This is a genomic window from Pseudodesulfovibrio sp. S3, assembly GCF_004025585.1.
Lineage (GTDB): Bacteria > Desulfobacterota > Desulfovibrionia > Desulfovibrionales > Desulfovibrionaceae > Pseudodesulfovibrio.
Window position 1 is genome coordinate 165,068 of the sequence record NZ_QTZO01000001.1, and the last position, 23,039, is coordinate 188,106.

Here is a 23,039-nt window from a genome sequence, read left to right on the forward strand (position 1 = left end):
AGGAAGAGGTTGGATGCTTTCAAAAATATTCCCTTTCATTGACTGGTTCAAGGGGTACAATGGGGCGGCACTTCGTGCTGACGCCATTTCGGGGCTGACCGTTGCCCTTGTGCTCATCCCGCAATCAATGGCGTACGCACAGTTGGCCGGAATGCCCGCTTACTACGGTCTGTATGCGTCGTTTCTTCCCCCTCTCGTAGCCGCGCTGTTCGGCTCCAGCCGTCAGTTGGCCACCGGTCCGGTGGCAGTGGTGTCGCTCATGACCGCTGCCTCCCTGGAGCCTCTGGCCACCGCCGGCAGTGAAGGGTACATCGCGTATGCCATCCTGCTTGCGCTCATGGTGGGAATGTTCCAGTTCCTGCTCGGCGTGCTCAAGCTCGGCCTGGTTGTCAATTTCCTGTCCCATCCGGTGGTCAACGGCTTCACCAACGCGGCCGCCATCATCATTGCTTCGTCCCAGTTCTCCAAGATGTTCGGCGTGTACGTGGACAGCGCGGAGCATCATTATGAGACCATCATGCGTGTGGTCGAGAGTGCGATGCACTATACCCACTGGCCTTCGCTGGGCATGGGGGTACTCGCCTTCGGCATCATGATCGTGCTCAAACGTATCAATCCCCGGATTCCCAACGTGTTGGTGGCCGTGGTCGTGACCACTTCGCTGTCATGGGGCTTTGGCTTCAACCACGACGCCAAGGTCGTGTTGGATGCCATCCATTCTCCGGTCGTGCATGAGACCATTGCCGCTTTCAACAGCACCATCACGGGTATTGACGAAATGGGCATTGAACGTGCCGCCCTCGGCAAGCAGATGGAAGAGGTCAAGTCCGCCAAGGACGCCGTGGGTGTACTCGACGTGCAGCACGACCTCAGCGTCGTCAACGTCAAGATTGCCCGGCTCAAATTGCAGGCCCATGACCTGCGCTCGCAACTCCGTGACATCCTGTTCGAGGGAGTGGAACAGTCCGACGGCAATCTGGCATTTTATGAATCGGGCATGGTCCCGGCAGGCATGAGCACCGATGGCCGGACCTGGCGCTTGAAGGTCGGGAATGCACGGATCGACACCTCTGCCTTGAAGATGATGGGCGGCGGGGCCGTGGTGGGAACGGTGCCTTCAGGCATCCCTGCCATTTCCGCTCCTCCCCTTGATTTCAAGGTAATGCTCCATCTGCTCCCGTTCGCCGCGATCATCTCCTTGCTTGGTTTCATGGAGGCCATTTCCATTGCCAAGGCCATGGCAGCCAAGACCGGGCAGCGCCTCGATCCCAACCAGGAACTCATTGGTCAGGGTTTGGCCAACATGCTCGGCGCCTGCGGCAAGAGCTATCCTGCATCCGGTTCGTTTTCCCGTTCGGCGGTCAACCTCCAGGCGGGTGCCGTCACCGGCCTGTCCAGCGTTTTCACTTCGCTCATGGTGGTCATCGTCCTGATGTTCTTCACGCCGCTGCTCTACCATTTGCCCCAGGCCGTACTCGCCGCCGTCATCATGATGGCCGTCATAGGTCTGATCAACGCTTCCGGTTTCATCCATGCCTGGAAGGCCCAGTGGTATGACGGTGCCATTTCCATACTTTCCTTTATCTGCACGTTGGCCTTTGCGCCGCATCTGGACAAGGGTATCATGGTTGGTGTGGCGCTTTCCCTGGCCGTGTTCCTGTACAAGTCAATGCGTCCCCGTATCGCCAATCTGTCCAGAACCGCCGACCAGTCCCTGCGCGATGCAACGGCCTTCGGAATGAAAGAGTGCCAGCATGTGGCTCTGGTTCGTTTTGACGGACCGTTGTTCTTTGCCAATGCGAGCTTCCTGGAAGACAAGATCACCGAGCGGATGATGGGTAACGACAAGCTCCGGCACATCATTCTTGTGGCCAGCGGTATCAACGACATGGATGCTTCGGGCGAGGAAGCCCTGTCCCTGATCGTGGACCGGGTTCGTTCCAGCGGGCTTGACATATCCCTGTGTGGCGTGAATGAGTCGGTCATGGCTGTGCTCGAACGCACCCACCTGCTGGAGAAGATCGGTCGGGATCACATCTACCCGACAATGGAGGCCGCCATTTGTGCCACTCATGAGAGCGCACACAAGGACGGCGAGGAAGATAATTGTCCTCTTACCACTGTTTGCCGCCTCGCTTAGGGCGTAGATAGGGAGTAATCATGTCTGTAATCACCATATTCAACGGCCTGTTTTCCGAAGCAGGAGTAGTCGTCAAGCGCGTCCTGGATTCCACGGGGTACCGGCTGGTCACTGATCAGGAAATCGTGGCCGATGCCGCGGCACTCTCAGGCCTTGCCGAATCGAAAATTGCTCGTGCCTTCCAGGCCAAGACCTCTGTTTTCAACACGTTCAGCCATGACAAGGAAAGGGCCATTGCCTGGCTGCGTCTGGCCATGGCCCGGAAGCTTGTTGATCAGGATAAGCTGCTGTTTTCCGGTTTTGCTTCGCAGCTGCCTTCTCCTGATATCGATCACATCCTCAAGGTCTGCCTCATCTCCAGCATGAAAGAGCGTCTGGCCGTGGCGGAAAAGACCGAAGGCTATGCCGAAAAGCATGCCCTCAAGATCATCCACAAGGATGACGAGGATCGTTCCGTCTGGGTTGCCGCCCTGAAGGGGGAAAAGGACCCCTGGGCCAGGAAGCTCTATGACCTCATTGTCCCCGTGGGCAGCTCAGGTGTGGAGAAGAGCGCCGACCTTATCATCGAGCAGCTCGCCAACACCGCCGTGCAGGTGACCGATGCATCCCGTGCCAAGGTTCAGGACTTTCTCCTGGCCGCCAGGGTCGGGACGGTTCTGGCCGGTGAGGGGCACAATGTGGTGGTCTCCGCCAAAAAGGGCACTGTCACCTTGACCATCAACAAGCACGTGCTCCTGCTGGAAAAGCTGGAGAAGGATCTGGCCGATATCGTGGCCGGTATCGATGGCGTCCTTGAGGTGAAGACCGGCGTGGGCAAAGGATTCCACCAAAATGACATCTACCGCAAAATGGACTTCGACATCCCGTCCAAGGTCTTGCTGGTGGATGACGAGCGTGAATTCGTCCAGACCCTGTCAGAGCGTTTGATGATGCGTGACATGGGTTCCGCCGTGGTCTACGATGGAGAGTCCGCTCTGAATCTGGTGCGGGATGACGAACCTGAAGTGATGATCCTCGACCTCAAGATGCCCGGTATCGACGGTATCGAGGTTCTGCGCAGGGTCAAGAGCGAGCATCCGAATATCGAGGTTATCATTCTGACCGGTCACGGTTCGGAAGAAGATCGCAAGGTGTGTATGGATCTCGGCGCATTTGCCTACCTGCACAAGCCTGTGGATATCGACGTCCTGAGCAAGGCGCTCAAGGATGCCAACGAAAAAATCCGCTCCAACTCGTAAGTACGGAAGCCGGGTGACGTCATGTCGTTAATGGAAAAGATCAGGCCGCAGTTTTGGGACACCGAATCCAACGGCGCTACAGGCAAAGACCTGTTCAACTATCATCGCATCTGGCGTCTCGCCATAGCCCTGCTGGCTGTGGTGGCATTGATTCCGCTGACGGTGATGGCTTTCATCGATTACAACGTCACCCGGCATTCCCTTGAGTCGGAAAATCTTCTGCGCACGGCTCGTACCACGTCCAACACGCGCCGATCGGTTGCGTACTATTTGGAAGAGCGGACCAAGGCACTGGAATTTCTGGCTGAGCACGAGGGCATCGAGGGCTTGCATGATTCCGATAATCTCACCAATATCCTGGCTTCCCTGAAAACCAGTTTCGGGGGATTTGTGGACATCGGGATTATCAATGACCATGGGCAGCAGATCGCCTATATCGGACCTTACGACCTTCTGGGGCGCGACTACAGCGAGCAGGAGTGGTTTCGGGATTCCCTGGAGCACGGTACGTATATCAGCAGCGTTTTTCTCGGTTTCCGGGACGAGCCGCATCTGATCGTTGCCCGAAAGGTTCTTGACGCGCGGACAGGTCAGGATTTCGTGCTCAGGGCAACGCTGGATACCGGGCAGTTCAATTCCATGCTCACTTCAATAGATCTGCCGGGCGGTGGCGATGCCTTCATGGTGGATCGAAACGGTATCATCCAGACCCCGTCAAAACAGCACGGTACGCTGTTGACCAAGGTGGACCTGGCTATCCCGTCTTATTCGGAAAAAACCAGCGTCCAGCAGGTGCCGGGCAATGGCGGTACTGATTATACCGTTGGATACGCCTATATAAAGGACACTCCGTATATCGTCCTCGTGGTCAAGGATACAGAGGAATTGATGAAGCCTCTGCAAACAATCAGGATGGAGTTGCTGTGGATCATGCTGGTCAGCATCGCACTTATCCTGGTTGTGATTGTCGGGGTGGCCACATACATGGTCAACAAGATTTATATCGCCGACCAGACCAGGGCGCGGACCCTGCATCGGATGGAGCACACCAACCGCATGGCCTCCATCGGGCGATTGGCGGCTGGTGTGGCTCATGAGATCAACAACCCGCTGGCCATTATCAATGAAAAGGCCGGGCTCATAAATGATCTGTTTGTCTACAAGCAGGAGTACGCCCACGACGAGCGGCTGCTGGCAAACATCCGGTCCATCATCAATTCGGTTTCCCGTTGCGGCAAGATCACCAAGCGGCTTCTGAGTTTTGCCCGTCATATCGACGTAGAAATGGATTCCATCGAATTCAAGGAGTTGGCGAACGAGGTCGTGGATTTTTTGCGCAAGGAAGCGGAGTATCGCAGCATTGCCATCACTATGGATATTCCGGAGAATCTGCCCGCGTTCGTCTCTGATCGGGGCAAGTTGCAACAGATATTTCTCAACTTGGTCAACAATGCGTTTCAGGCCATGAGTGACGGTGGACATCTCTACATCTCCGCTCGTGAAGTCACCGACGGCAAGCTGGTTTTTGCTGTGCAGGATGACGGGTGCGGCATACCGGAAGCGGATATCAAGCGTATATTCGATCCGTTCTTTTCCACCAAGAAAAAGAGTGGTGGTACAGGCCTCGGCCTTTCCATCACCTATGGGCTGGTCGAAGAGCTGGGCGGTACCATGGCCGTTGAGAGCGAAGTAGGCAAAGGAACGGTTTTTACCATCACAATGCCCCTGAAGGGTTCTAAAGAGGCTTGAGCGATATGAAAGTACTTCTGGTTGACGACGAAGTGGAACTGGTTTCCGCAATGGCGGAACGCCTCGAATTTCGCGGGGTGGATGCGGATTGGACGGACAACGGCGAGGCGGCCCTGGAAATGGCTTCCCGGACCGACTACGCCGTTGCGGTGCTCGACATGAAAATGCCTCGATTGAGTGGATTGGATCTCATGGAGCGCCTTTCTTCCCAACACCCGGACATGAAGTTCATATTCCTTTCCGGTCATGGTTCCGAGGCGGATTTCAAGGCCGGTTGTGCGGCCGGATGCAATTACCTGATAAAACCCATTCAGATTGATGACCTCATTGCCAGGATCAACCAGGTCGCAGGTTGATCGGGAGGAAGAATTAATGACCCAAACAACATCGAACTCCCGCGAAGGGTTACAGTTTTTCGGGCGCATCAGCGCGTCCGTGTCCCATGAGATAAAGAACGTCTTTGCCGTTATCAATGAATCGGCGGGACTGATCGAGGATTTCACGCTCATGGCAGATCGGGGCATGCCCATCCAGCCCGATCGGCTGAAAAGCGCGGCCAATTCCATTCAGGGCCAGGTTCGGCGGGGTGATACCATCATCAAGAACATGAATGCCTTTGCGCATTCGACCGATGAGGCTGTCCGCGAATTGGATCTTGTGGAAGCCCTCGATCTGACAGTGGCCCTGACCACACGTATTGCCGACATGAAACAGATCAGGTTGACCTCGGGGGATTGCCAAGCAGTTTCCCTGGTCACCAACCCCTTTGATCTGACACGGCTGCTGCACTCCTCCATAGTGGCAGCCCTGGATTGCATGCAGGCGGGCGACACCCTGGTCATCGGCCTGAAATCCGTGTCCGGCGGCGCATCGTTCTCCCTTTCCGCTCCAGGAAAGGATGCTCCGCTGAAGAATGACGAATCGTTTTCACCCCTTGCGCAGGCCATGAACGCCAGCGTGACCGTGGATGAGGACACTGGAACCAGCGAGTTGCGCGTTTTGGCGGCAACCGGGTCCAAGTAACATCACATTCATACCGAATTGGAGAAAGACAATGGCAGAAAAAGTACTGCTTATCGATGATGAAAAGGAATTCCTGGAAGCCCTGTCCGAAAGGATGACAATCCGTGGAATGGACGTGAGCACTGCGGAAACCGCGACTAACGCCGTCAGCGCATTGAGCGCCGGTGATTACGACGCCATCGTGCTCGACCTGCAGATGCCCGACATGAACGGCATCGACATGCTCAAGCTCATCAAGAAGAGCCACCCGGATATGCAGGTCATTCTGCTCACCGGCCAGGCTACTCTCGAGGCGGGCATTCAGGCCATGAAGCTTGGCGCCATGGACTTCATGGAAAAACCTGCCGACATAGAAGCCTTGACCGACAAGATCAAGAAAGCGCAGGCCAAGAAAATGGTCATCGTGGAAAAGAAGACCGAAAAGAAGGTCAACGACATCCTCAAGACCAAGGGATGGTAGGCCGTCCACAGTTCAGACGAAAAAGGCTGACGGGTTCATTCCCGTCAGCCTTTTTTTGGCGATGTCTGGAGCAGGCCTACAGGTGGAGGGTCATGGCGTGCCACGGTACTCCGCCGTGGCTGGAGGCGGACAGGCCCTCGTCGAGGAAACCATGGCGGGCGTAGTAGGGGATGAGATCATGCTTGCACAGCAGCTTGACCGTGGACTTGCCCATTTCACGGGCCTGTTCGATGAAATTTGACATGAGCTTGTCGGCAATGCCGCGCCGCTGGAAGTCTGGATGCACGGACAGGGAGAATATGACGATGTGGCAGCCATCGGGATCATGCCCGATGAGTTGCTTGAATTCCTCGTCGGTGATGTCGTCCTTGTTCGTGGAGCCGGAGTTGATCTGACCGACCACACGGCCTTCCCATTCGGCCACGAAAAACCCTTCGGGGAAGTGCTCGATGCGGTTGCGTAAGCTTGTGGTCCAGGCCGCCTCGGCAGGGGGAAAACAATTGGCTTCTATGGTATGGCAGGCGGTCAAGTCGTCGGGGTCGACGTTGCGGATGTTCAGCGCTTTCATGGTCAGTCCAGTTCTACGCCTTCAAGGGCGGTTTCGAGTTGTTCCCAGCTCTCATAGGCGATTTCCAATTCAGACTCAAGGGTTTCCATGCGCCTTTGGTCGTCATTCATTACCTCGCCGGAATTCTTGAAATAATCCGGTGCAGACATTTTGGCTTGCAGGGCTTCAAGTTCTGTTTCCAGTCGTTCGATCAGGGCGGGCATGGTCGCAAGTGCCTCCCGCTTTTTTTCCAGTTCGAATTTTTCCTTGTAGCTCAACTTGCGCCTGGCAGGACTTTCCGGTTTGGAAGCGATTTTTTGTTTGCATGTCTTGACGGGGCCGGCCGTTTTATCCGGACGTTGGCGAACCCAGTCGTCATAGCCGCCCACGTATTCAGCGACCACGCCGTCATCTTCAAAGGCGATGGAGGAGGTGACCACGTTGTTGAGAAAGTCTCGGTCATGGCTGACCAGCAGCAGGGTGCCGGGATAGTCCATGAGCAACTCTTCAAGCAGGTCGAGGGTCTCGGCGTCGAGGTCGTTGGTCGGTTCGTCCATGACCAGGACGTTGGCCGGGCGAGTGAAGAGCCGGGCCAGGAGCAGTCGGTTGCGCTCGCCGCCCGAGAGTACGCTGACGGGCACCCTGGAACGGTCCGGGGTGAAAAGAAAATCCTTGAGGTGGGACATGACATGGCGCTGGTGGCCGTTGATGGTCACGAAATCATTGCCGTCGGCAACGTTGTACCGGGCGGATTCGGTTTCGTCGAGCTGCTCTCGGAGCTGGTCGAAATAGCTGACCTGGAGGTTGACGCCGCGTCGGACGGACCCTGACTGTGGTTTGATATCTCCCAGCAGTATCTTTAGCAGGGTAGTCTTGCCCGCGCCGTTGGGGCCTATGAGGCCGATCTTGTCACCGCGCATGATGGCCGTCGAGAAATTCGTGATCAGCGGGGTATCGCTGTATCCGAAACAGATATCGGTGGCTTCCACCACGAGTTTTCCCGTGCGCTCGGCCTCCTGGATAACCATCCTGACGGAGCCGGTCCGGTCGCGACGGGCATTTCGCTCCTCGCGCATCTTGCGAAGATCCCGCACCCGGCCCATGTTTCGCGTGCGCCGGGCCTTGATGCCCTGCCGTATCCAGGTTTCCTCTTCGGCCAGCTTGCGGTCGAAATTGTGGTTTTGCTTGGCTTCGGCGCTCAGGACCGCGTCCTTGCGTTCCAGGTAGGTGTCGTAATTGCAATCCCAGCTGAAGAGTTTGCCCCGGTCCAATTCCACGATGCGCGTGGCCAACCTGCGCAGGAAGGCCCGGTCATGGGTGACGAAAAGCACGGCCGCATTCTGCCGAAGCAGAAAATCCTCCAGCCAGGAAATGGAGTCGATGTCCAGGTGGTTGGTGGGCTCGTCCAGTATGAGCAGGTCAGGCCCGGAAACCAGGGCCCGGGCAAGCAGGGCGCGGCGCTTGGTGCCGCCTGACAGGGACGCGAACAGTTCGTCTCCGTCGAGTTTGAGGTGCGAGAGCACGGTCTCGATCGTTTGGTGATGCGGCCAGCCTCCGGCCTCTTCCAAGGCGTGTTGGGCATGTTCCATCTGGCTGACCAGGGTGTCGTCCGGCTCCAGGGATTCGGCCAGGGCATGGGCTGCGGCGTGATATGCGGACAGGTGCCTGCCCACGGCTCCAAGCCCCTGGGCGGCGATGTCATAGATCGTGCCTGCGAGATCCTGCGGCACCTCCTGGGGAAGCATGGCCACGCGTGAGCCGCGGGCGTAATCCACGGAACCGGAATCCGGCTGGGTGATGCCTTCGATGATGGAGAGCAGGGTGGATTTGCCCTCGCCGTTGCGCCCCAGCAGGCAGACACGCTCGCCCGGTTCGATCTGCATGGATATGCCGTCCAGAAGGACCGTGCCGGTGAAGTTGATGGAGATATCGCGTAAGCTGACTACTGCCATGTATGCTCTCAATAAGAACGGGGACTGCATCTACAGTCCCCGTGGATTGTTTGATGAAAGGGGTGCTACTTGCAAGCGTCCTGAAAGGCCCGGAGTCGTTCTCCGTAGGGCGGGAACTTGAAAAAGGCGGAACCTGACACGAGCACGTCCACGCCTGCATCCGTCAGGGTCCGGGCGTTCTCCAGGGTCACGCCGCCGTCGATCTGGATCAGGGTCTCGGCCCCGGCGCTTTCGATCATGGCCTTGAGTTCCTTGACCTTGTCCAGGCAGAACGGGATGAATTTCTGGCCTCCGAAACCGGGGTTCACGGACATGATCAGGACCATGTGCAGCTGCGGGATGAGATACTTGATGGATTCCAGCGGGGTGTGCGGGTTGAGGGCCACTGCGGGTTTGGCCCCTGCTTCGACGATCTGGGCGCAGACCCGCTCCAGATGCGTGCATGCCTCGGCGTGAACACAGATGAGGTCCGCTCCGGCATCGGCGAAATCCTCGATGTACCGTCCCGGATCGTTGATCATCAGGTGGCAGTCGAAGAAGAGGTTCGACTTCGTGCGCATGGCTTTGATGATGGGCGGGCCAAAGGTGATGTTGGGAACGAACATTCCGTCCATGACATCGAGGTGGACCCATTCAAGGCCTGCTGCTTCCAGGGCTTTCAGCTCGGTTTCCATGTTGGCGAAATCCGATGAGAGCATGGAGGGGGAAAGGATCATTGAATCACTCCGCTTGGTTGGTTTGGTTAGGAGTGGTGTACCCGGTAGCGGGGGCGACCGCAAGTGTTTCGGGTGCTCTTGATCGGGGGCATGCTTCTTGAGTGTTTTTGTTTTATGAAAAATGTGCTATTTTACGTCGATGGAAAAATATGGGGTAAAAATTAAACAAAAACTATTCGTATTCCTGTGCGTTGTTTTGCTGGGCTTTCCTTTCCCGGTCCAGGCACACGGAATACATTTTTACGCCGGGAATTTGCCTCCATTCATCATCCTCAGGCCTGATGGTCCGCCCACCGGATTTGCCGTGGATTTGTTGCGGGATGTTTTGCAGGCGGCGGGAGAATCATTTTATCCCGACAACATCGAGGTGACCAACTGGGCCCGGGCCGTCACTGAAGTCGAGACCTTGCCGGGTAAGGCGCTTCTTTGCCTCGCCTTGTTTCCGGAAAGACGTGATAAATTCAAGTGGGTTGGTCCCATTGACGTGATGGCTATGGGAGTGTTCGCGCCGAAAATGAGGGGCATTTCCATTGTCGATGGTGCGGAGTTGAAGAAATACAGGATCGGTATGGTTCGCAACACAGCCCCTGTAAAAATTCTGCTCGGCAAGTATCCTGGGATCGACAAAAGCATGGTCCTGCTCAGCAGTATTGTCACCCAGCTCAGGATGTTGGAGGAGGGAAGAGTGGACCTTGTTGTCCAGGCCCCGTTGGCGATCAGACAGTTGATGCGGGAGCAGGGGATGGCCTCGGACGAGTATCCGATGGTGTATGCTTTTGAGTCGATGAGTCTGTATTTCGGTTTTAATAAGGCGACCGATGACGACTATATCGCCCGGTTGCAGGCGGGGTTGGACCGGCTGAAAGTCCGGGACGCTAATGGAACCAGTCGGTACGAACGGCTCAGGGCGCTGTATTTTCCTTCCCGGGATTCTGAAAATTGAGGTCTGACTATCCAACCCTATGAGCGAATCCGTTGCCGATGACAGCGTGTCAGGGCTGGTCGGTGACCAGTCGTTCTGCCATATAACCGAGCAGGCCGCCGAGGATCAGGGAGAAGACCAGGACCTGGAGAATGCCGCCGGGGTTGGTGGAGTGGACCAGGATGCCTATGGGCAGGGCGGTCAGCCCGGAGATGAGCATTCCCGAAGCCCAGTTGCTGAGGGGGATGCGAGCGTAGGCAATGATGATGCTCAGTCCCAGCCAGTGGACCAGGACGGCCACGATGGACTGCCAGTCCAGGCTCTGGAAGGCCATGGGGATGACGTCCAGAATGCCTGCGGCCAATCCGAGCAGAAGGATTTTGAAAATCTGGTGCATGATCGCCTCCGGTCGCCTATTTATCCATCTTGAAATCGACCTTGATCTTGAACAGCTTGTCCGCCGGAAGGTTCAGCACCTTGATGCCTGTGGATTTGGTGACGGAAGCGAGAATGGCTTCCACAGTGTCCATGTCCGGGGCGATGAGCGCGAACCAGACGTTGAATTCGTTTTCGCGCAGATAGTTGTGCGTGACGCCGTCAAATTTGTTCACTTCTGCCACGAACTTGTCAAGCTTGTCCTCTGGTACGGAAGCCGCGCACAAGGTGGACTGCCAGCCCAGTGTGCTGGAGTTGAAGTTGGCTCCCATGCGCCTGATCAGGCCGGACCGCTTCATGTCGCGCACGCGTTCCAGCACTTCGGCCTCGCTCAAGCCCACCTGCTTGCCGACCTCTTCATAGGGACGGGAGGCCAGCGGGAAGTGCGATTGGATGATGTCGAGGATCTGCTTGTCGTATGAGTCCATTGGAGTGCCTCCGGTGGCCAGAGGGGAAACTTTTGAAACCGTTCTCCCTCTGGACTCCTTTTCAAAACTTTTTTGTCGCGCCTTTAATGAAGGTTCACGAGCGCGATGTTTTTTCAATCATCGATCGTTAGTCACGTTCATCTCACCCATTTCCCCATTCACCGCGAAGCGACCCAAAAAGTTGGGAAAAGCTGGGGATGGGGGCCGGAGGGGCTACTTCTTCGCCTTTTTTTTCGGCGTGTACGAGCACAATGGCTCTTCTTTCAGATAGTGGCCATTCATGGTCTGGGCGCGGGCTCTACAGCCGCCGCAGACCTTTTCGTATTCGCAGTACCCGCACTTGCCGTCATATACTTCGGGGTTGCGCAGGTTGAGGAATTGTGGGGATTTTTTCCAGATATCCGGGAACGGAATGTCGCGGACGTTGCCACAGTCGAGTTCCAGATAGCCGCAGGGCTGGACCTGGCCCCGGTGGGAGATGAAACAGAATCCGACGCCGCCCAGGCAGCCGCGGCTGACCGCGTCCAGGCCGAAATTGGCGAAGTCCACGGGCGTGCCGTCTTCCTTGGCGCGTTGGCGGAGGATGCGGTGATAATGCGGGGCACAGGTGGCCTTGAGCTGCATGTCCGTGGTCTTGCGGAAATCGTAGAACCAGTTGAGCACATCTTCGTATTCCTGGGCCGTGATGACCTCGGTGCCCAGCTCCACTGCGCGGCCCGTGGGCACGAGCAGGAAGATGTGCCAGGCGGAAGCACCGATGTTCTCGCACAGGTTGAAGATGTCCTTGAACAGGTGGAGGTTGTTCTTGGTGACCGTGGTGTTGATCTGGAATTCGATGCCCACATCCTTCAGGTACTGGATGCCGCGCATGGAGGCGTCGAACGCGCCGACCTCGCCCCGGAACTCGTCGTGTTGGACTGATTCGGGCGCGTCGATGGAGATGGAACACCGCTCGATGCCCGCATCCTTCATCATCTGTGCGGTCTCGGGCGTGATCAATGTGCCGTTGGGGGCCATGACGCAGCGCAGTCCTTTGGCCTTTGCATAGGCGATCAACTCGTACACGTCGTGCCGCATCATGGGCTCGCCGCCGGTGAAAATGATGATCGGGCTGCCCACGTTCGGGAAGGTGTCGATGAGCGCCTTTGCCTCATCCGTGGAAAGTTCGCCCTCGTAGGGTTCGGGGTGCGCCTCGGCCCGGCAGTGCTTGCAGGCCAGGTTGCAGGACCGGGTCACTTCCCATGCGATGAGTCGGCAGATGGGAGTGACACCGTCGTCGAGAAACTTCTTGGGTGCGTTTTCCGCACCGGGATGGCCCTTGCCGTGGGGGTGTCCGCCGGGATGGCCTTTGGGATGTCCATTCATGTTATTTCAATACCTTGAGTACGTCTTCGGTGAAGTATGTAAGAATGAGATCAGCCCCGGCGCGCTTGAAGGCGACCAGAGATTCCATGACAATATTCTGTTCATCGATCCAGCCGTTGTGGGCGGCGGCCTTGATCATCGAATATTCGCCGCTGACCTGGTAGACGGCCACGGGTGTGTCGAAATTGTCGCGCACCTGCCGGACGAGGTCGAGGTAGGGCATGCCCGGCTTGACCATGAGGATGTCCGCGCCTTCCTCCAGGTCGGCCACGGCTTCGCGCATGGCTTCGCGCCCGTTGGGCGGGTCCATCTGATAGGTTTTGCGGTCGCCGAACTGCGGTGCGGATTCGGCTGCCTCGCGGAAGGGCCCGTAGAAGGCGGACGCGAACTTGATCGCATAGGACATGATCGGGGTGTTGATGAACCCGGCGTTGTCCAATGCAGCACGGATGGCGGCCACGCGGCCGTCCATCATGTCGGACGGGGCGACCATGTCGGCACCGGCCTTGGCCTGGGCCACGGCGGCCTTTGCCAGGAGATTCAGGGTGGGGTCATTCTGCACGTAGTCATTCTTGACGACTCCGCAGTGGCCGTGTGAGGTGTATTCGCACAGACAGGTGTCAGCGATGACGACGAGGTTCGGCCATTTGTCCTTGAGCAGCCGGATGGCTTTCTGAACAATGCCCGTTTCGGCATAGGCACCGGAGCCGCGTTCGTCCTTTTCGGCGGGAATGCCGAACAGAATGCACGCCTTGAGGCCGTCGTCCATGGCTTCGGCTACCTTGATTTCCAATTGCTTGAGCGAGAGTTGATACTGGCCGGGCATGGAGGAGATTTCCTTCTTGAAGGAATCATCGTCCGTTTCGACCACGAAATAGGGCATGATCAGATCATTGGCGGTGACCGTGTTTTCTCGAACCAGTTCACGCATGGACAGGGATGATCTGAGACGACGGCCACGATAGAAATCAGCAGGGATCATATTTACTCCAAGAAAGAAATTTCAAATCGAATTTGAATACTTCTATACGCTTTTTCAAAGGTCCCGCAAACAAGTGCAAAAAACCGTTGCCGCACGACTTCGAGCGAAGCGAGCGGCAAAAAGGTTCTGGAAAGGGGGTCCGGGGGAAAGCCTCTTGAAAGAGGTTTTCCCCCGGCCACCGGAGGCATTCTTCTTACAGCTTCTCGCCGGTGATTTCTTCGTCGGTGAGGTAGCAGGCCGGGTCCTGAGCCCATATATCGTCGTAGTAGGCTTCTGCACGGGCGCGGAAGTTGCCGCCGCAGATGTTCAGAAACCGGCATTTGGCGCAGCGGCCGCCCACATGCGGACGCTTGTCCTTGAACTTATGGAGCAATTCGATGTTCGGGTCGGTCCAGATTTCGGAGAACGGGCGTTCCAGCACGTTGCCGAAGGTGTGGTGGCGCATGAACTGGTCCGCGTGGACCTGGCCGTCCCAGGAGATACAGCCGATGCCGCGTCCGGTGGAGTTGCCCTCGTTCATCTTGAGCAGTTCGAGTACTTCTTTGGCGCGTTCCGGGTCTTCCTTGAGCAGGCGGTAGTAGACATGGGGACCGTCGGCGTGGTTGTCCACGGTCAGGACTTCCTTGGGAAGTCCCTTGTCGAACAGGGCCCGGGTGCGGTCCATGATCAGATCCACGACATCGCGGGTTTCCTGATGATTCAGGTCTTCCTTGATCATTTCGGAACCACGTCCGGAGTAAACCAGGTGGTAGAAACAGATGCGGGGTACTTCCAGGTCTTCGATGAGATCGAAGAGATGGGGCACCTCCACGGCGTTGCGCTTGTTGATGGTGAAGCGCAGGCCGACCTTGAGCCCTTCGGCCTGACAGTTTTCCACGCCCTTGAGGGCCTGTTTGTACGAGCCCTTCACGCCGCGGAACTTGTCGTGGATCTCTTCGTTGCCGTCGATGGAAATACCGACGTAGGAGAGGCCGACTTCTTTCAGCTCCCTTGCCTTGGATTTGGTGATGAGCGTGCCGTTGGTGGAAATGACCGCACGCATACCCTTATTGGTGGCGTGTTTGGCCAGATCGACCAGATCTTCACGGACCAGGGGTTCACCGCCGGAAAAGAGCATGACCGGTGCGCCGAACTGGGCGAGATCGTCGATCATCTCCTTGGCCTTCTCATTGGAGATGGGGTCCTTGTGGTCGCTCGGGTCAACGGCGTGGGCGTAGCAGTGGACACATTTCAGGTTGCACCGTTGGGTCATGTTCCATACCACTACGGGCTTCTTGTCCTTGGAGAATTGGAGCAGGTGGGACGGCAGTTGTCCGGATTCACGATTATAACGCAGGGCGTCGGAAGCTTCCACAGCGCCGCAGTACAGTTTGGAAATGCCTATCATTAATATACCTCTCAGGTGAAATGAAGCTCTCAGGTAGCATACAAAGAGCACAGTGTAAAAGACGAAAAAAGGAGCCTGGAAAGGCCCCTTGTTGCGCTCCCGTTGGGGAAGATAAGAATTGTTGTCAAAAAGTCAAGAAATCATTGCAGGTCTTAGTTTGCCAGCCTGATCTCAACCCGGCGGTTTCGCTGCATGTCCTGCGGCGTGGACCCATTGCTCACGGGCCGGGAGTTGCCGTAGCCCACGGCTTCTATCATGGCCGGATCGATGCTCCATTTTTGGACCAGATAGGTTTTGACCGACTCGGCCCGTTTCTTGGAAAGGCCGAGGTTGTACTGCGCGTCACCGGTGGAGTCGGTGTGTCCGCCGATGATGATGCTCTTGCCCTTGAGCCCGACGGAGTTCATGGATTCGCCCAGGGCGTCCAGTATGGGATAGGACTCCGCCTTGATGGTGGCCTTGTCAAAGTCGAAGAGAATGTTCAGGTCCACTCCCTTGACCAGGGGCCGAACCGCTTCTCCCTCCACGGCGGGGGGAGGTTCCGGTGCAAGGTCTTGTCCTTCGGTGGGTGCAAGGGTGCTTTTCACCGCTTCCGGTGTCATGGCGTAGTTGAACTTGGCGTTAGGGTCGGGCAGCCAACCCTTGAGCGGGATGGCCATGTCCTTGGCAATGTCGTGGATAATCTTGTTGAACCCGCCTTGGGGCAAGCGGGTTTCATGGGTGAAATAGAAGTAGTCGTCAGGTTCCCTGCTCTCAATGCGGCCGGACTGCATCATGGTCCAGACAAGGGTGCCGCTGTCCGCGGCATAGATATCCATCTGGATGGTGATGGCCGTGTCGTCCAGGGTATGCCCGGCATAGAAATAAGGGATTTTTCCCAGGATGAGCAGATCGGCTCCGCGCCTGCGGGCTGTTCCCAGGGCGTTGGAAAGCCCCTGGTATCGGACACCGGGTTGCAGTTCCATGGTCGTGAAGAGCTGCTCCTCAGTCCAGGCGTTGAAGAAAATCTGCGCAAAGGACTGGGATAGGGAGGCGTAGTCGCTGCTCTCCTGCTGGATGACGAAGGGATGGAAATAGGCGGTCAGGGGACGATACTGTTTGCCTTTGGGGTACACCGACACCTGAAGTGGCGATTTCCTGACAGGCGCATCCGAGTATACCTTTGTCTGGTTGTTCAGTGAGAGATCCACATGAGAACATGCGGATATTGTCAGTAAGAGCGCGAAGAATAATACTTTTTTCATGACGTTCACCGGCTAATGGTTGCACCCCTCCAGGCATTGCCCGCCAAGTCCATGACGGGGCCGGGAGTATTTACGGGGTAAAAGCAATTAGTATGCCGGAGAAATCACTGAAGGGTATGGGTGGGAGATGGAGCGGATTCGATGGATTCCAAAAGCTGTTCGCGAGACTCCTTGAGCCCTTGCCTGAGCAACAGCTTCTTGCCGGTGGAGAGTCTGCGGAACTCCGGCCTGTCGGCCAGTTCGGACAGCCTCTCCATCTCCACCATGACGTTGCGGATCAATTTGTGGATGTCTTTTTCCCTGGGGTTGAGTTGAGAAGCGAGCAGAGCCAGGTCGCGGATTTCCTCGGCCATCTTCTTGAAATTCCGGGGGTCTGTCTGTCTGGCCAGCTTGCGTTGCGCCCGGAACGCTTCGATTTTATCCTTGAACCAACGGAATAACATGGATGTTTTCTACATTGTCGGTAGTTGGGGCGAGAACATGGAGGCCGTGGCGGCCACCATGAGCAGGACGGTCAGCAGAACCACGCCTGCGGTCTTCAGATAGGATGATCCGTGAATGTACTTGAGTCCTATGGCGCACAGGATGAGGAACCAGACCACGCCGACTCCAAGTCCTCCGATGACGAGTTCCACCAGGGGCATGGGCAGGATGCCGATGATGATGGGGGTATAGGAGTAAGCCACGACCCTGAAAGTACCCTCAAAGCCCTTGCTGGCCGATTGCAGGGGCAGCAGCAGGAGATGGAACAGGCCTGCAAAGAAGAACATTTCAAAGGCCACGGCAGCGGGCCGCAAAAGGAGCATGAAAATGTCGTCGGCAGAGGTTGCGGCAGTGGCCACCAGGTCCGGGTTGGTGATGTCGATGCCGGGCGAGATGCCCGCAGCAGTCCAGGCGTATTGACCCAGGGATTGGAGCATGGCTACCAGGATGGCGAAGGTCAGCGGCTTGGACAATCCGTTGCCCACGGGCATGACCGAGAAGAAAAGGCGGGGTGAGAGCAACACCAGCTTCATGGTCATGAACAGGCCGTTGAAGAAACCGTAGCGATCCAGCTGTTCAAAGGGCGGCGGCACCTGCATGGGGATTTCGGAAGCTTCCTCCTCCTCGAAGGTTCCGGCCTGCATGGGGTCGGGGAAATCCGAGTTGAATTCACCTGTCCAGCCTTCGATCGGAGCCTGCTCTTCTTCATACGAAGGAGTGTGCTCGTTTCTTTGCGGTTCAGATGGGGAGGAGTGTCCGTTCTGTGGGGGCGTCATTGTATGAAGCCGCTGCCAGAGTGCGTCTCCGGAATCTTCGCCGGGGTCGGTCAGGTCGGGAAAGGTCTGCTTGGGTTCTTTTCGAACAACAGGGGGCGCCGGTTTGGGCTCGGCCGTGACTTTGGGAGCCGGAGCCGGGTCAGCCGGTTCTTCGATGAGGAATTCCTGCTCCGGCAGGTCCCGGAATTTGAATTTGGTCTGGCATTTCGGGCAGGTCGCCACCTGCGAACGGGCGGGAATCTTGTTCTCGTCCACTTCACGGGCGAATTTGCACTCAGGACATAGTATCTGCATTGTCATTCCTTGAAAGACATGTGTGTTAATCGATGAACGGTCGTATCCATTTTGTACGGTAGAATCAAGCTGTCTGTAAACACCTGCACATTTATGCCGGGTTTTCTTCCAGCAGGAGCATTTGCAGGGAGCCCATGAGGAAAGACGCTTCAGGCATCAGGGTGCGTTCGATATTGGGATAATCGGCGCTGAGAACGTGGCTGACGGCGTCGCTCCCGGCGGCATCGAAACGTTTGAGTTTGGCGGCCAGGGTTTCCGGGCTTTTGCGCAGCCTGCTGTAGTGCAGGATAGGTGCGTCCAGGATCAGGGCCGTACGCCCTTCGATGCCGGTCAGCCGTTCATGGACCGGCCGGGTGAAGCGAACGGATTCCCGGTTGCGGAAAAGCCGGAGTTGGAGGTCGGGCCACAAACCGTACCCCACCTTGCACCGGGACTCGTCGGGATAGAAGGTCATGCGCGGGAAGTAGCATGCTTCAAGCCGTTTCACGAGCATACAGGCGGTGAGCAGTCCCCAGATGTCCTCGCTGAACATCTCGTCGCCGTCCAGATAGAGCACCCATTGGCCGGAACATTCATCAAGCATCCTGTTGCGCTGGGAAGCGAAGTCCTCCAGGGGGTGTGCAAAGTTGAGGACCGGGACGGCACAGGTATATTCCTGGTCAGGCACGGTCTCGGAGTCCCAGACCACCACGACCTCTTTTACCCAGTCCGGAAACTGGGCGAAGAATTGGTCGAGGTTTGGTTCGTCCGGGCTGAGGATGACGCCTACGGAAAGGTCCGGGGCCTGAACGCCCACGTGGCTCAGGTAAGAGCTGTTGATGGCCTGGTGTGGTTTGGCGTTCACGAAAAGCCGTTGCAGCGCCTGGTATTGTTTTCGCTTGTGCTCGGGGATCGACGGGTTGAGCACCATGGTGGTCATCTCCTGGCTGACCCCGGTTATAGAGAGCAGGTAGAGTTGTGCCCACAGGGAGGAGTCGGTGATGATGGCGGCCCTTGATGACGCGTCGTTCCAGGAGGGATGTTTTGCCCGAAAGTTTCTTGCGTCAGCCGGTTCGGTTTCACACACCAGGAGGCGGGCCGATTCCGGTAATCCCGCTTTAAGGGCCAAGGCGTGATCGCCATTGCCCAAACCGAACAGGACCAGGGTTTGCGTATGGCTTTTTTCCATGATGCGCAGGGTTCGGTCCGTGAAGGCGGCTATGTCATCCGTGCTTTCGGGAGGGGGTGGGGAAACCGTGCTGTCTTTGAAGTCGAAATCGAGGACGGCAGCGGTGTACTCCCGGATCAATCGGGTATTCATGTGGCGATTCCTTTGCGGTCGAGAAGTTCCTGGTATACGGCTTCGAGTTGACGGGCGACGGTCTGGGCCCGGTAGAGTCTGCGGGCCTTTTCCTGTCCGGCCAGTCCCATTCGGCGGGCCTCTTTCGGATGGGAAAAAAGATATTTCAGAGCTTGGCCGTATTCTTCGGCGGTCTTTGCCACCAGCCCTGTGGCGTCATGGTCCACCAGTTCCAACTGGGCGTTGTCCCGGAGCCCCTCGCAGGGGTGGGTTATCACAGGTAACCCGCAGGCCATGGCCTCGGCAATGACCAGTCCGAAGGATTCTCCCGTGTCGTTGGCATGTGCCAGGACAGAGACGTTGTCCAGAAAGGTGGCGATTTCCCGGTCTGTTTCTACCGGATCGTGAAAAATAACGTTAGCGGAAAGATTGTTGTTTCGGACATAATCCAGAGCTTCGGGAATGGCTCCGATGATGTGGTATTTGAAATCCGGGATGTCGCGGACGACTCCGGGAAGGAAATCCAGGGCCATGCGGGACCATTTGCCCGTGTCCGCTCGCGAGATGCGCCCTGCCACAGGGCGGCTAAAGTCCCGTTCGGAGCACGCTGCCGCCATGAAAAAATCCGTGTCCACAGGATTGTAGAGGACCGAATGGCGGGCAGGGTGTGGAGTGATGCCTGTAGTCTTGGCGAATCGTTCCATACAGAAATGGGAGACGAAAAGCGTGTGATCGATGATCGAGGCCGCATGGCTGGGGTCATGCCTGCCGAACACGTTGGTCTCCACAACGATGGGCACTCCGGTCCGCTTCAGGGGGATGAGCATGTCCGGATCTGGCCATCCGGCCCGGTGCAGATGCACGATGTGCGGTCGGAATTGTTCGAGGGCAAGTTGGAGGTACGGTTCAATAAAGGTGGAAATGCCCAGTGCCCGGATATGTCGTGCGCGAATGCCGTCCTTGGGGCTGTAGACTGCGGGGGTGAATCGGGTTCGGTCGAGATTGGCGACGAAGAGTTGCATCACCTTTTCCGTGCCGCCGAGGCTGAGTGCATTGGTCACGTGAAGTACGCGGACAGGGGAATCGACCATGAGCGAAAGGTGACATAAGCCGGAGTCGTTGTAAATGACCGGAGCAGAGCATTGGAAAGAAAACCGGCCCCTTCGGGCCGGTCATCACCTGTTGGCGTTGGTATACGCGTTGGCGGCCCGGAACTTGGCGGCGTTGGCCGCAGACTTGGGCTGGATCGGCGGGTTTTGGACTGTCGGCGGGACCTGCCGGGGATCGGGCTTGTCTGCCTGATTGGGGCCTCCGCTTGTCGGAACATTGGCCTTGTATTGTGTCTGTAGGGGGATTGGGGCCGGCACGGTCGGGGGAGTAACGCTTTTCGGACTGGCGGCAGGTGCTGCCTTGCCGTCGTGCGTGGGCACGACCTGGGCGTAGGCGGAACGCAGTCCATCCAGAATCCTGATGACGTCGTCGATCATCTTGTTGTCCAGTCTGATGTTCGCCTTGACCAGTTGGGTAGTGCAGAACAGGTACAATTGGCCGAGTCTGGGAGTAATGTCGCCGCCCTTTTCCTTGTTCAGGCTTTCGGACAACTCATGGATGATCGCCATTGCCTTGGATATATAAATACCTTTTTTGGCGAAATCCTTGTTGTCGATTTCGACCTTGGCTTGCTTGAGGAATTTGATTGCAGCCTCATAGAGCATGAGGAGGAGTTCCCCCTGAGTTGTGGTTTCAACCTGGGTCGCAAGGTATGCCTTTGCTGGATTGGCCATCAATCTCTCCTTAAGTTGAAAGCTGCGCTAACGCTGATTCGAGTTGTCCCTGCTTGAGTTGGTACTGGCCAAGCAGTGTATCCAGGCGAGAGTATTTCAGTCGTAGGTTTGTTTCCAATTTGCTGATTCGCTTTTCTTCGTATGCGATCTTGTCATCAATGGAGTCCATGATCTCTTTGTAATTGTTTTGCAAGACCGCTAAGGGACCGCCTTCATAGGTAAATTCATTGAAAGGCTTGGTCAATTCCTTTAATTCCTGGATCATCTCGCCGGTTTTACCGACCTTGACCGCAATTTCTCCCGTATAGGTTCCGGCGGCAGTGGTGTTCAGCTCCAGGGCCATACCGGTTGCGTCACCGGTCAGCCCGGTAATTGACCAGCCGGAGACCTTGGCGTCCTCTCCGTTGATGGTGGCGCTGATGAGTTTGGTGCCGTCGCTGACCACTTCGACATCGTAGATTCCACCCTTGGTGGTTCCGTCGATGAGAGAGTTGAATTTGAAATCGGGTGATTTGCTTTCGCCGGAGGCTTCGGCCGCAAAAAGTTTGGCCACGCCCAAAGGGTCGTCGTCCAGGGCTTCTTCGAGCTTCTCGTAATCGAGGATCAGCAGTCCGTATGTTTCAGACCCCTGTTCGGCATCGGTCATGATACCCAATTGTGACAAGGCGGAATACCTGTCTCCGCTCAAGGTGTCATCGTCCCAGACCGAGAAGCCGAGGCCTAATTCGGCCGTGATGTTTTTCAGGTTCTGGGACACCATGTCGACACCATAGTTGCCGGTCAGGATGGAACCTTCTCCCTCGTCGTCAACTTTGGTCAGGGCGATGATCCTGGCGCGGATTTCATTGATCGAGGAGACGAATTTCGTGACGTTGTCCTCGATGCCCTGGGTGTCTGTGGTCACGGTCAGGCTTATCAAGGAACCAGGGTCGGCTTCCTTCAGGTTGAGCGTGATGCCCGAGATGACATCGTCCACTTTGTTGGAGTTACGTTCTATCCATCCTGCATTCGAAGCCGGGAAACCATCAACGCGGATCTGTGAATTCTGGGCATCCTGGGTTTGGGTGAAGTCGCCTGCGCCGAAGATGAGGGAACCGGCATTGGAGATGACCAGTTGATGGTCGGCGCCCAGATCCTTGCCCGAGAGCTGAAGATGGTAGGAGGTGCCGTCAAAGACCGTCGATGCCTGGATGCGGTTGCGGGAATCCGTATGATTGTTGATGATATTGACGAATCCCTCCAGGGTGGTCCCTGCTGAGATGTCGTTGATGGTATAGCTTTTGCCGCCATAGGAAAATGTAAAAGAGGTGGTGGACGAAGTGATGGATGACGTCAGGGAACTTGCACCGGATGTGGTGATCAGGATGTCGTTGGTGGCCAGCTGATTGATCTCGACCGTATGGGTTGATTCGAGCGCATCGGCATTGCCGGTGGCAGTGAGCAAGTCGGTTTTGGAACTGGAAACGGCCTTGGTCATGAATTCGTTGAGTGTGTTGAATCCTTCCAGCGTGGTCTTGAGGCCGAGCATGGCCGTGTTGAGGGCCTTGAACTGTTCGTTCTTGGTCTCCCAGGTGGCCTTCCAGTTTTCCAGCCGCGTGACACGGGTCTGCTCTACCTTGACGAGACCTTCGATAAGCGTATTGAAGTCGGTCCCGTTGCCCAGGCCGGTAAAATTGATTGCACCCGATGTATACTCTGCCATGACTCCATCCTTAATCGGAAGATTTTTCCCAATTCATTAGATGCTGGTTTGTCTGCAATCCTGATGCCACGACTCCTTTGGTTCACAGGTTGTTGAACATAGTGGGCCGGACCCCCCAAAGAGGAGCCCGGCC

Annotated in this window: 22 protein-coding genes; 7 read left to right on the forward strand and 15 right to left on the reverse strand. The window is 56.7% G+C overall.

All coding sequences use genetic code 11. The annotated features are described in order from the left end of the window. The first annotated feature begins 13 nt into the window (after positions 1–13). Genes DWB63_RS00870 through DWB63_RS00895 form a run of 6 tightly spaced genes read left to right on the forward strand, consistent with a single transcriptional unit; the run spans position 14 to position 6,610 of the window. Positions 14–2,140 carry a SulP family inorganic anion transporter gene (locus DWB63_RS00870; protein WP_128326911.1) on the forward strand — a complete coding sequence of 709 codons (2,127 nt, stop codon included), beginning with the start codon at positions 14–16 and terminating at the stop codon, positions 2,138–2,140. 20 nt (positions 2,141–2,160) lie between these two features. Further along, positions 2,161–3,378 carry a response regulator gene (locus DWB63_RS00875; RefSeq protein WP_128326912.1) on the forward strand — a complete coding sequence of 406 codons (1,218 nt, stop codon included), beginning with the start codon at positions 2,161–2,163 and terminating at the stop codon, positions 3,376–3,378. A 21-nt stretch (positions 3,379–3,399) separates the two neighbouring features. Beyond that, the gene (locus DWB63_RS00880; RefSeq protein ID WP_128326913.1) at positions 3,400–5,127 is read left to right on the forward strand and encodes a PAS domain-containing sensor histidine kinase; all 1,728 of its coding nucleotides are present in this window, start codon (positions 3,400–3,402) and stop codon (positions 5,125–5,127) included. Positions 5,128–5,132: 5 nt separating this feature from the next. Then, the gene (locus tag DWB63_RS00885; RefSeq protein WP_128326914.1) at positions 5,133–5,483 is read left to right on the forward strand and encodes a response regulator; all 351 of its coding nucleotides are present in this window, start codon (positions 5,133–5,135) and stop codon (positions 5,481–5,483) included. Positions 5,484–5,499: 16 nt separating this feature from the next. Next, positions 5,500–6,150, forward strand: coding sequence for a HAMP domain-containing histidine kinase (locus DWB63_RS00890; protein ID WP_128326915.1), 651 nt, complete (start codon positions 5,500–5,502; stop codon positions 6,148–6,150). 31 nt (positions 6,151–6,181) lie between these two features. Then, on the forward strand, positions 6,182–6,610 hold the full coding sequence (locus DWB63_RS00895) for a response regulator (protein ID WP_128326916.1): 429 nt from the start codon (positions 6,182–6,184) through the stop codon (positions 6,608–6,610). 76 nt (positions 6,611–6,686) lie between these two features. Here DWB63_RS00895 and DWB63_RS00900 read toward each other — a convergent pair whose 3' ends face one another. The 3 genes from DWB63_RS00900 to rpe form a co-directional block, all read right to left on the reverse strand. Beyond that, positions 6,687–7,178, reverse strand: coding sequence for a GNAT family N-acetyltransferase (locus DWB63_RS00900; RefSeq protein ID WP_128326917.1), 492 nt, complete (start codon positions 7,176–7,178; stop codon positions 6,687–6,689). A gap of 2 nt (positions 7,179–7,180) precedes the next feature. Further along, on the reverse strand, positions 7,181–9,109 hold the full coding sequence (locus tag DWB63_RS00905; RefSeq protein ID WP_128326918.1) for an ATP-binding cassette domain-containing protein: 1,929 nt from the start codon (positions 9,107–9,109) through the stop codon (positions 7,181–7,183). A gap of 65 nt (positions 9,110–9,174) precedes the next feature. After that, on the reverse strand, positions 9,175–9,825 hold the full coding sequence (gene rpe, locus DWB63_RS00910; protein WP_128326919.1) for a ribulose-phosphate 3-epimerase: 651 nt from the start codon (positions 9,823–9,825) through the stop codon (positions 9,175–9,177). 139 nt (positions 9,826–9,964) lie between these two features. Between rpe and DWB63_RS00915 the strand changes: the two genes are divergently transcribed. Further along, positions 9,965–10,768 carry a transporter substrate-binding domain-containing protein gene (locus tag DWB63_RS00915; RefSeq protein WP_164879734.1) on the forward strand — a complete coding sequence of 268 codons (804 nt, stop codon included), beginning with the start codon at positions 9,965–9,967 and terminating at the stop codon, positions 10,766–10,768. Positions 10,769–10,817: 49 nt separating this feature from the next. Here DWB63_RS00915 and DWB63_RS00920 read toward each other — a convergent pair whose 3' ends face one another. The 12 genes from DWB63_RS00920 to fliD form a co-directional block, all read right to left on the reverse strand. After that, positions 10,818–11,144: a hypothetical protein gene (locus tag DWB63_RS00920; RefSeq protein ID WP_128326921.1), complete on the reverse strand. Its 327-nt coding sequence runs from the start codon at positions 11,142–11,144 to the stop codon at positions 10,818–10,820. Positions 11,145–11,160: 16 nt separating this feature from the next. Beyond that, positions 11,161–11,610 carry an AsnC family transcriptional regulator gene (locus DWB63_RS00925; protein ID WP_128326922.1) on the reverse strand — a complete coding sequence of 150 codons (450 nt, stop codon included), beginning with the start codon at positions 11,608–11,610 and terminating at the stop codon, positions 11,161–11,163. A gap of 213 nt (positions 11,611–11,823) precedes the next feature. Beyond that, positions 11,824–12,975, reverse strand: a complete 1,152-nt coding sequence (gene ahbD / locus DWB63_RS00930; protein ID WP_128326923.1) for a heme b synthase — start codon at positions 12,973–12,975, stop codon at positions 11,824–11,826. Between the two features lies 1 nt (position 12,976). Then, positions 12,977–13,957, reverse strand: coding sequence for a porphobilinogen synthase (hemB, locus tag DWB63_RS00935; protein ID WP_128326924.1), 981 nt, complete (start codon positions 13,955–13,957; stop codon positions 12,977–12,979). Positions 13,958–14,150: 193 nt separating this feature from the next. After that, positions 14,151–15,344, reverse strand: a complete 1,194-nt coding sequence (ahbC, locus tag DWB63_RS00940; RefSeq protein ID WP_128326925.1) for a 12,18-didecarboxysiroheme deacetylase — start codon at positions 15,342–15,344, stop codon at positions 14,151–14,153. A gap of 152 nt (positions 15,345–15,496) precedes the next feature. Further along, positions 15,497–16,588 (reverse strand): OmpA family protein, encoded by a 1,092-nt coding sequence (locus DWB63_RS00945; RefSeq protein ID WP_128326926.1) that lies wholly within the window; start codon positions 16,586–16,588, stop codon positions 15,497–15,499. Positions 16,589–16,692: 104 nt separating this feature from the next. Next, on the reverse strand, positions 16,693–17,031 hold the full coding sequence (locus tag DWB63_RS00950; RefSeq protein ID WP_128326927.1) for a hypothetical protein: 339 nt from the start codon (positions 17,029–17,031) through the stop codon (positions 16,693–16,695). Positions 17,032–17,040: 9 nt separating this feature from the next. Continuing rightward, a complete protein-coding gene (locus DWB63_RS00955; RefSeq protein WP_164879735.1) occupies positions 17,041–18,141 on the reverse strand; it encodes a YIP1 family protein in 1,101 nt (366 codons plus the stop codon). A 91-nt stretch (positions 18,142–18,232) separates the two neighbouring features. Next, a complete protein-coding gene (locus tag DWB63_RS00960) occupies positions 18,233–19,441 on the reverse strand; it encodes a glycosyl transferase family 2 (protein ID WP_128326929.1) in 1,209 nt (402 codons plus the stop codon). Beyond that, positions 19,438–20,511, reverse strand: a complete 1,074-nt coding sequence (locus DWB63_RS00965) for a glycosyltransferase family 4 protein (protein WP_128326930.1) — start codon at positions 20,509–20,511, stop codon at positions 19,438–19,440. Before DWB63_RS00965 ends, DWB63_RS00960 begins: the two co-directional genes overlap by 4 nt. 84 nt (positions 20,512–20,595) lie before the next feature. Beyond that, a complete protein-coding gene (gene fliS / locus DWB63_RS00970) occupies positions 20,596–21,204 on the reverse strand; it encodes a flagellar export chaperone FliS (protein WP_128326931.1) in 609 nt (202 codons plus the stop codon). 10 nt (positions 21,205–21,214) lie between these two features. Then, a complete protein-coding gene (gene fliD / locus DWB63_RS00975) occupies positions 21,215–22,906 on the reverse strand; it encodes a flagellar filament capping protein FliD (protein WP_128326932.1) in 1,692 nt (563 codons plus the stop codon). Positions 22,907–23,039 lie beyond the last annotated feature (133 nt).

Bases quoted from the DNA above. Each gene is read 5' to 3' on its own strand.
- DWB63_RS00870 (WP_128326911.1), top strand. From the start codon at position 14: ATGCTTTCAAAAATATTCCCTTTCATTGACTGGTTCAAGGGGTACAAT.
- DWB63_RS00875 (WP_128326912.1), top strand. From the start codon at position 2,161: ATGTCTGTAATCACCATATTCAACGGCCTGTTTTCCGAAGCAGGAGTA.
- DWB63_RS00880 (WP_128326913.1), top strand. From the start codon at position 3,400: ATGTCGTTAATGGAAAAGATCAGGCCGCAGTTTTGGGACACCGAATCC.
- DWB63_RS00885 (WP_128326914.1), top strand. From the start codon at position 5,133: ATGAAAGTACTTCTGGTTGACGACGAAGTGGAACTGGTTTCCGCAATG.
- DWB63_RS00890 (WP_128326915.1), top strand. From the start codon at position 5,500: ATGACCCAAACAACATCGAACTCCCGCGAAGGGTTACAGTTTTTCGGG.
- DWB63_RS00895 (WP_128326916.1), top strand. From the start codon at position 6,182: ATGGCAGAAAAAGTACTGCTTATCGATGATGAAAAGGAATTCCTGGAA.
- DWB63_RS00900 (WP_128326917.1), bottom strand. From the start codon at position 7,178: ATGAAAGCGCTGAACATCCGCAACGTCGACCCCGACGACTTGACCGCC.
- DWB63_RS00905 (WP_128326918.1), bottom strand. From the start codon at position 9,109: ATGGCAGTAGTCAGCTTACGCGATATCTCCATCAACTTCACCGGCACG.
- rpe (WP_128326919.1), bottom strand. From the start codon at position 9,825: ATGATCCTTTCCCCCTCCATGCTCTCATCGGATTTCGCCAACATGGAA.
- DWB63_RS00915 (WP_164879734.1), top strand. From the start codon at position 9,965: ATGGAAAAATATGGGGTAAAAATTAAACAAAAACTATTCGTATTCCTG.
- DWB63_RS00920 (WP_128326921.1), bottom strand. From the start codon at position 11,144: ATGCACCAGATTTTCAAAATCCTTCTGCTCGGATTGGCCGCAGGCATT.
- DWB63_RS00925 (WP_128326922.1), bottom strand. From the start codon at position 11,610: ATGGACTCATACGACAAGCAGATCCTCGACATCATCCAATCGCACTTC.
- ahbD (WP_128326923.1), bottom strand. From the start codon at position 12,975: ATGAATGGACATCCCAAAGGCCATCCCGGCGGACACCCCCACGGCAAG.
- hemB (WP_128326924.1), bottom strand. From the start codon at position 13,957: ATGATCCCTGCTGATTTCTATCGTGGCCGTCGTCTCAGATCATCCCTG.
- ahbC (WP_128326925.1), bottom strand. From the start codon at position 15,344: ATGATAGGCATTTCCAAACTGTACTGCGGCGCTGTGGAAGCTTCCGAC.
- DWB63_RS00945 (WP_128326926.1), bottom strand. From the start codon at position 16,588: ATGAAAAAAGTATTATTCTTCGCGCTCTTACTGACAATATCCGCATGT.
- DWB63_RS00950 (WP_128326927.1), bottom strand. From the start codon at position 17,031: ATGTTATTCCGTTGGTTCAAGGATAAAATCGAAGCGTTCCGGGCGCAA.
- DWB63_RS00955 (WP_164879735.1), bottom strand. From the start codon at position 18,141: ATGCAGATACTATGTCCTGAGTGCAAATTCGCCCGTGAAGTGGACGAG.
- DWB63_RS00960 (WP_128326929.1), bottom strand. From the start codon at position 19,441: ATGAATACCCGATTGATCCGGGAGTACACCGCTGCCGTCCTCGATTTC.
- DWB63_RS00965 (WP_128326930.1), bottom strand. From the start codon at position 20,511: ATGGTCGATTCCCCTGTCCGCGTACTTCACGTGACCAATGCACTCAGC.
- fliS (WP_128326931.1), bottom strand. From the start codon at position 21,204: ATGGCCAATCCAGCAAAGGCATACCTTGCGACCCAGGTTGAAACCACA.
- fliD (WP_128326932.1), bottom strand. From the start codon at position 22,906: ATGGCAGAGTATACATCGGGTGCAATCAATTTTACCGGCCTGGGCAAC.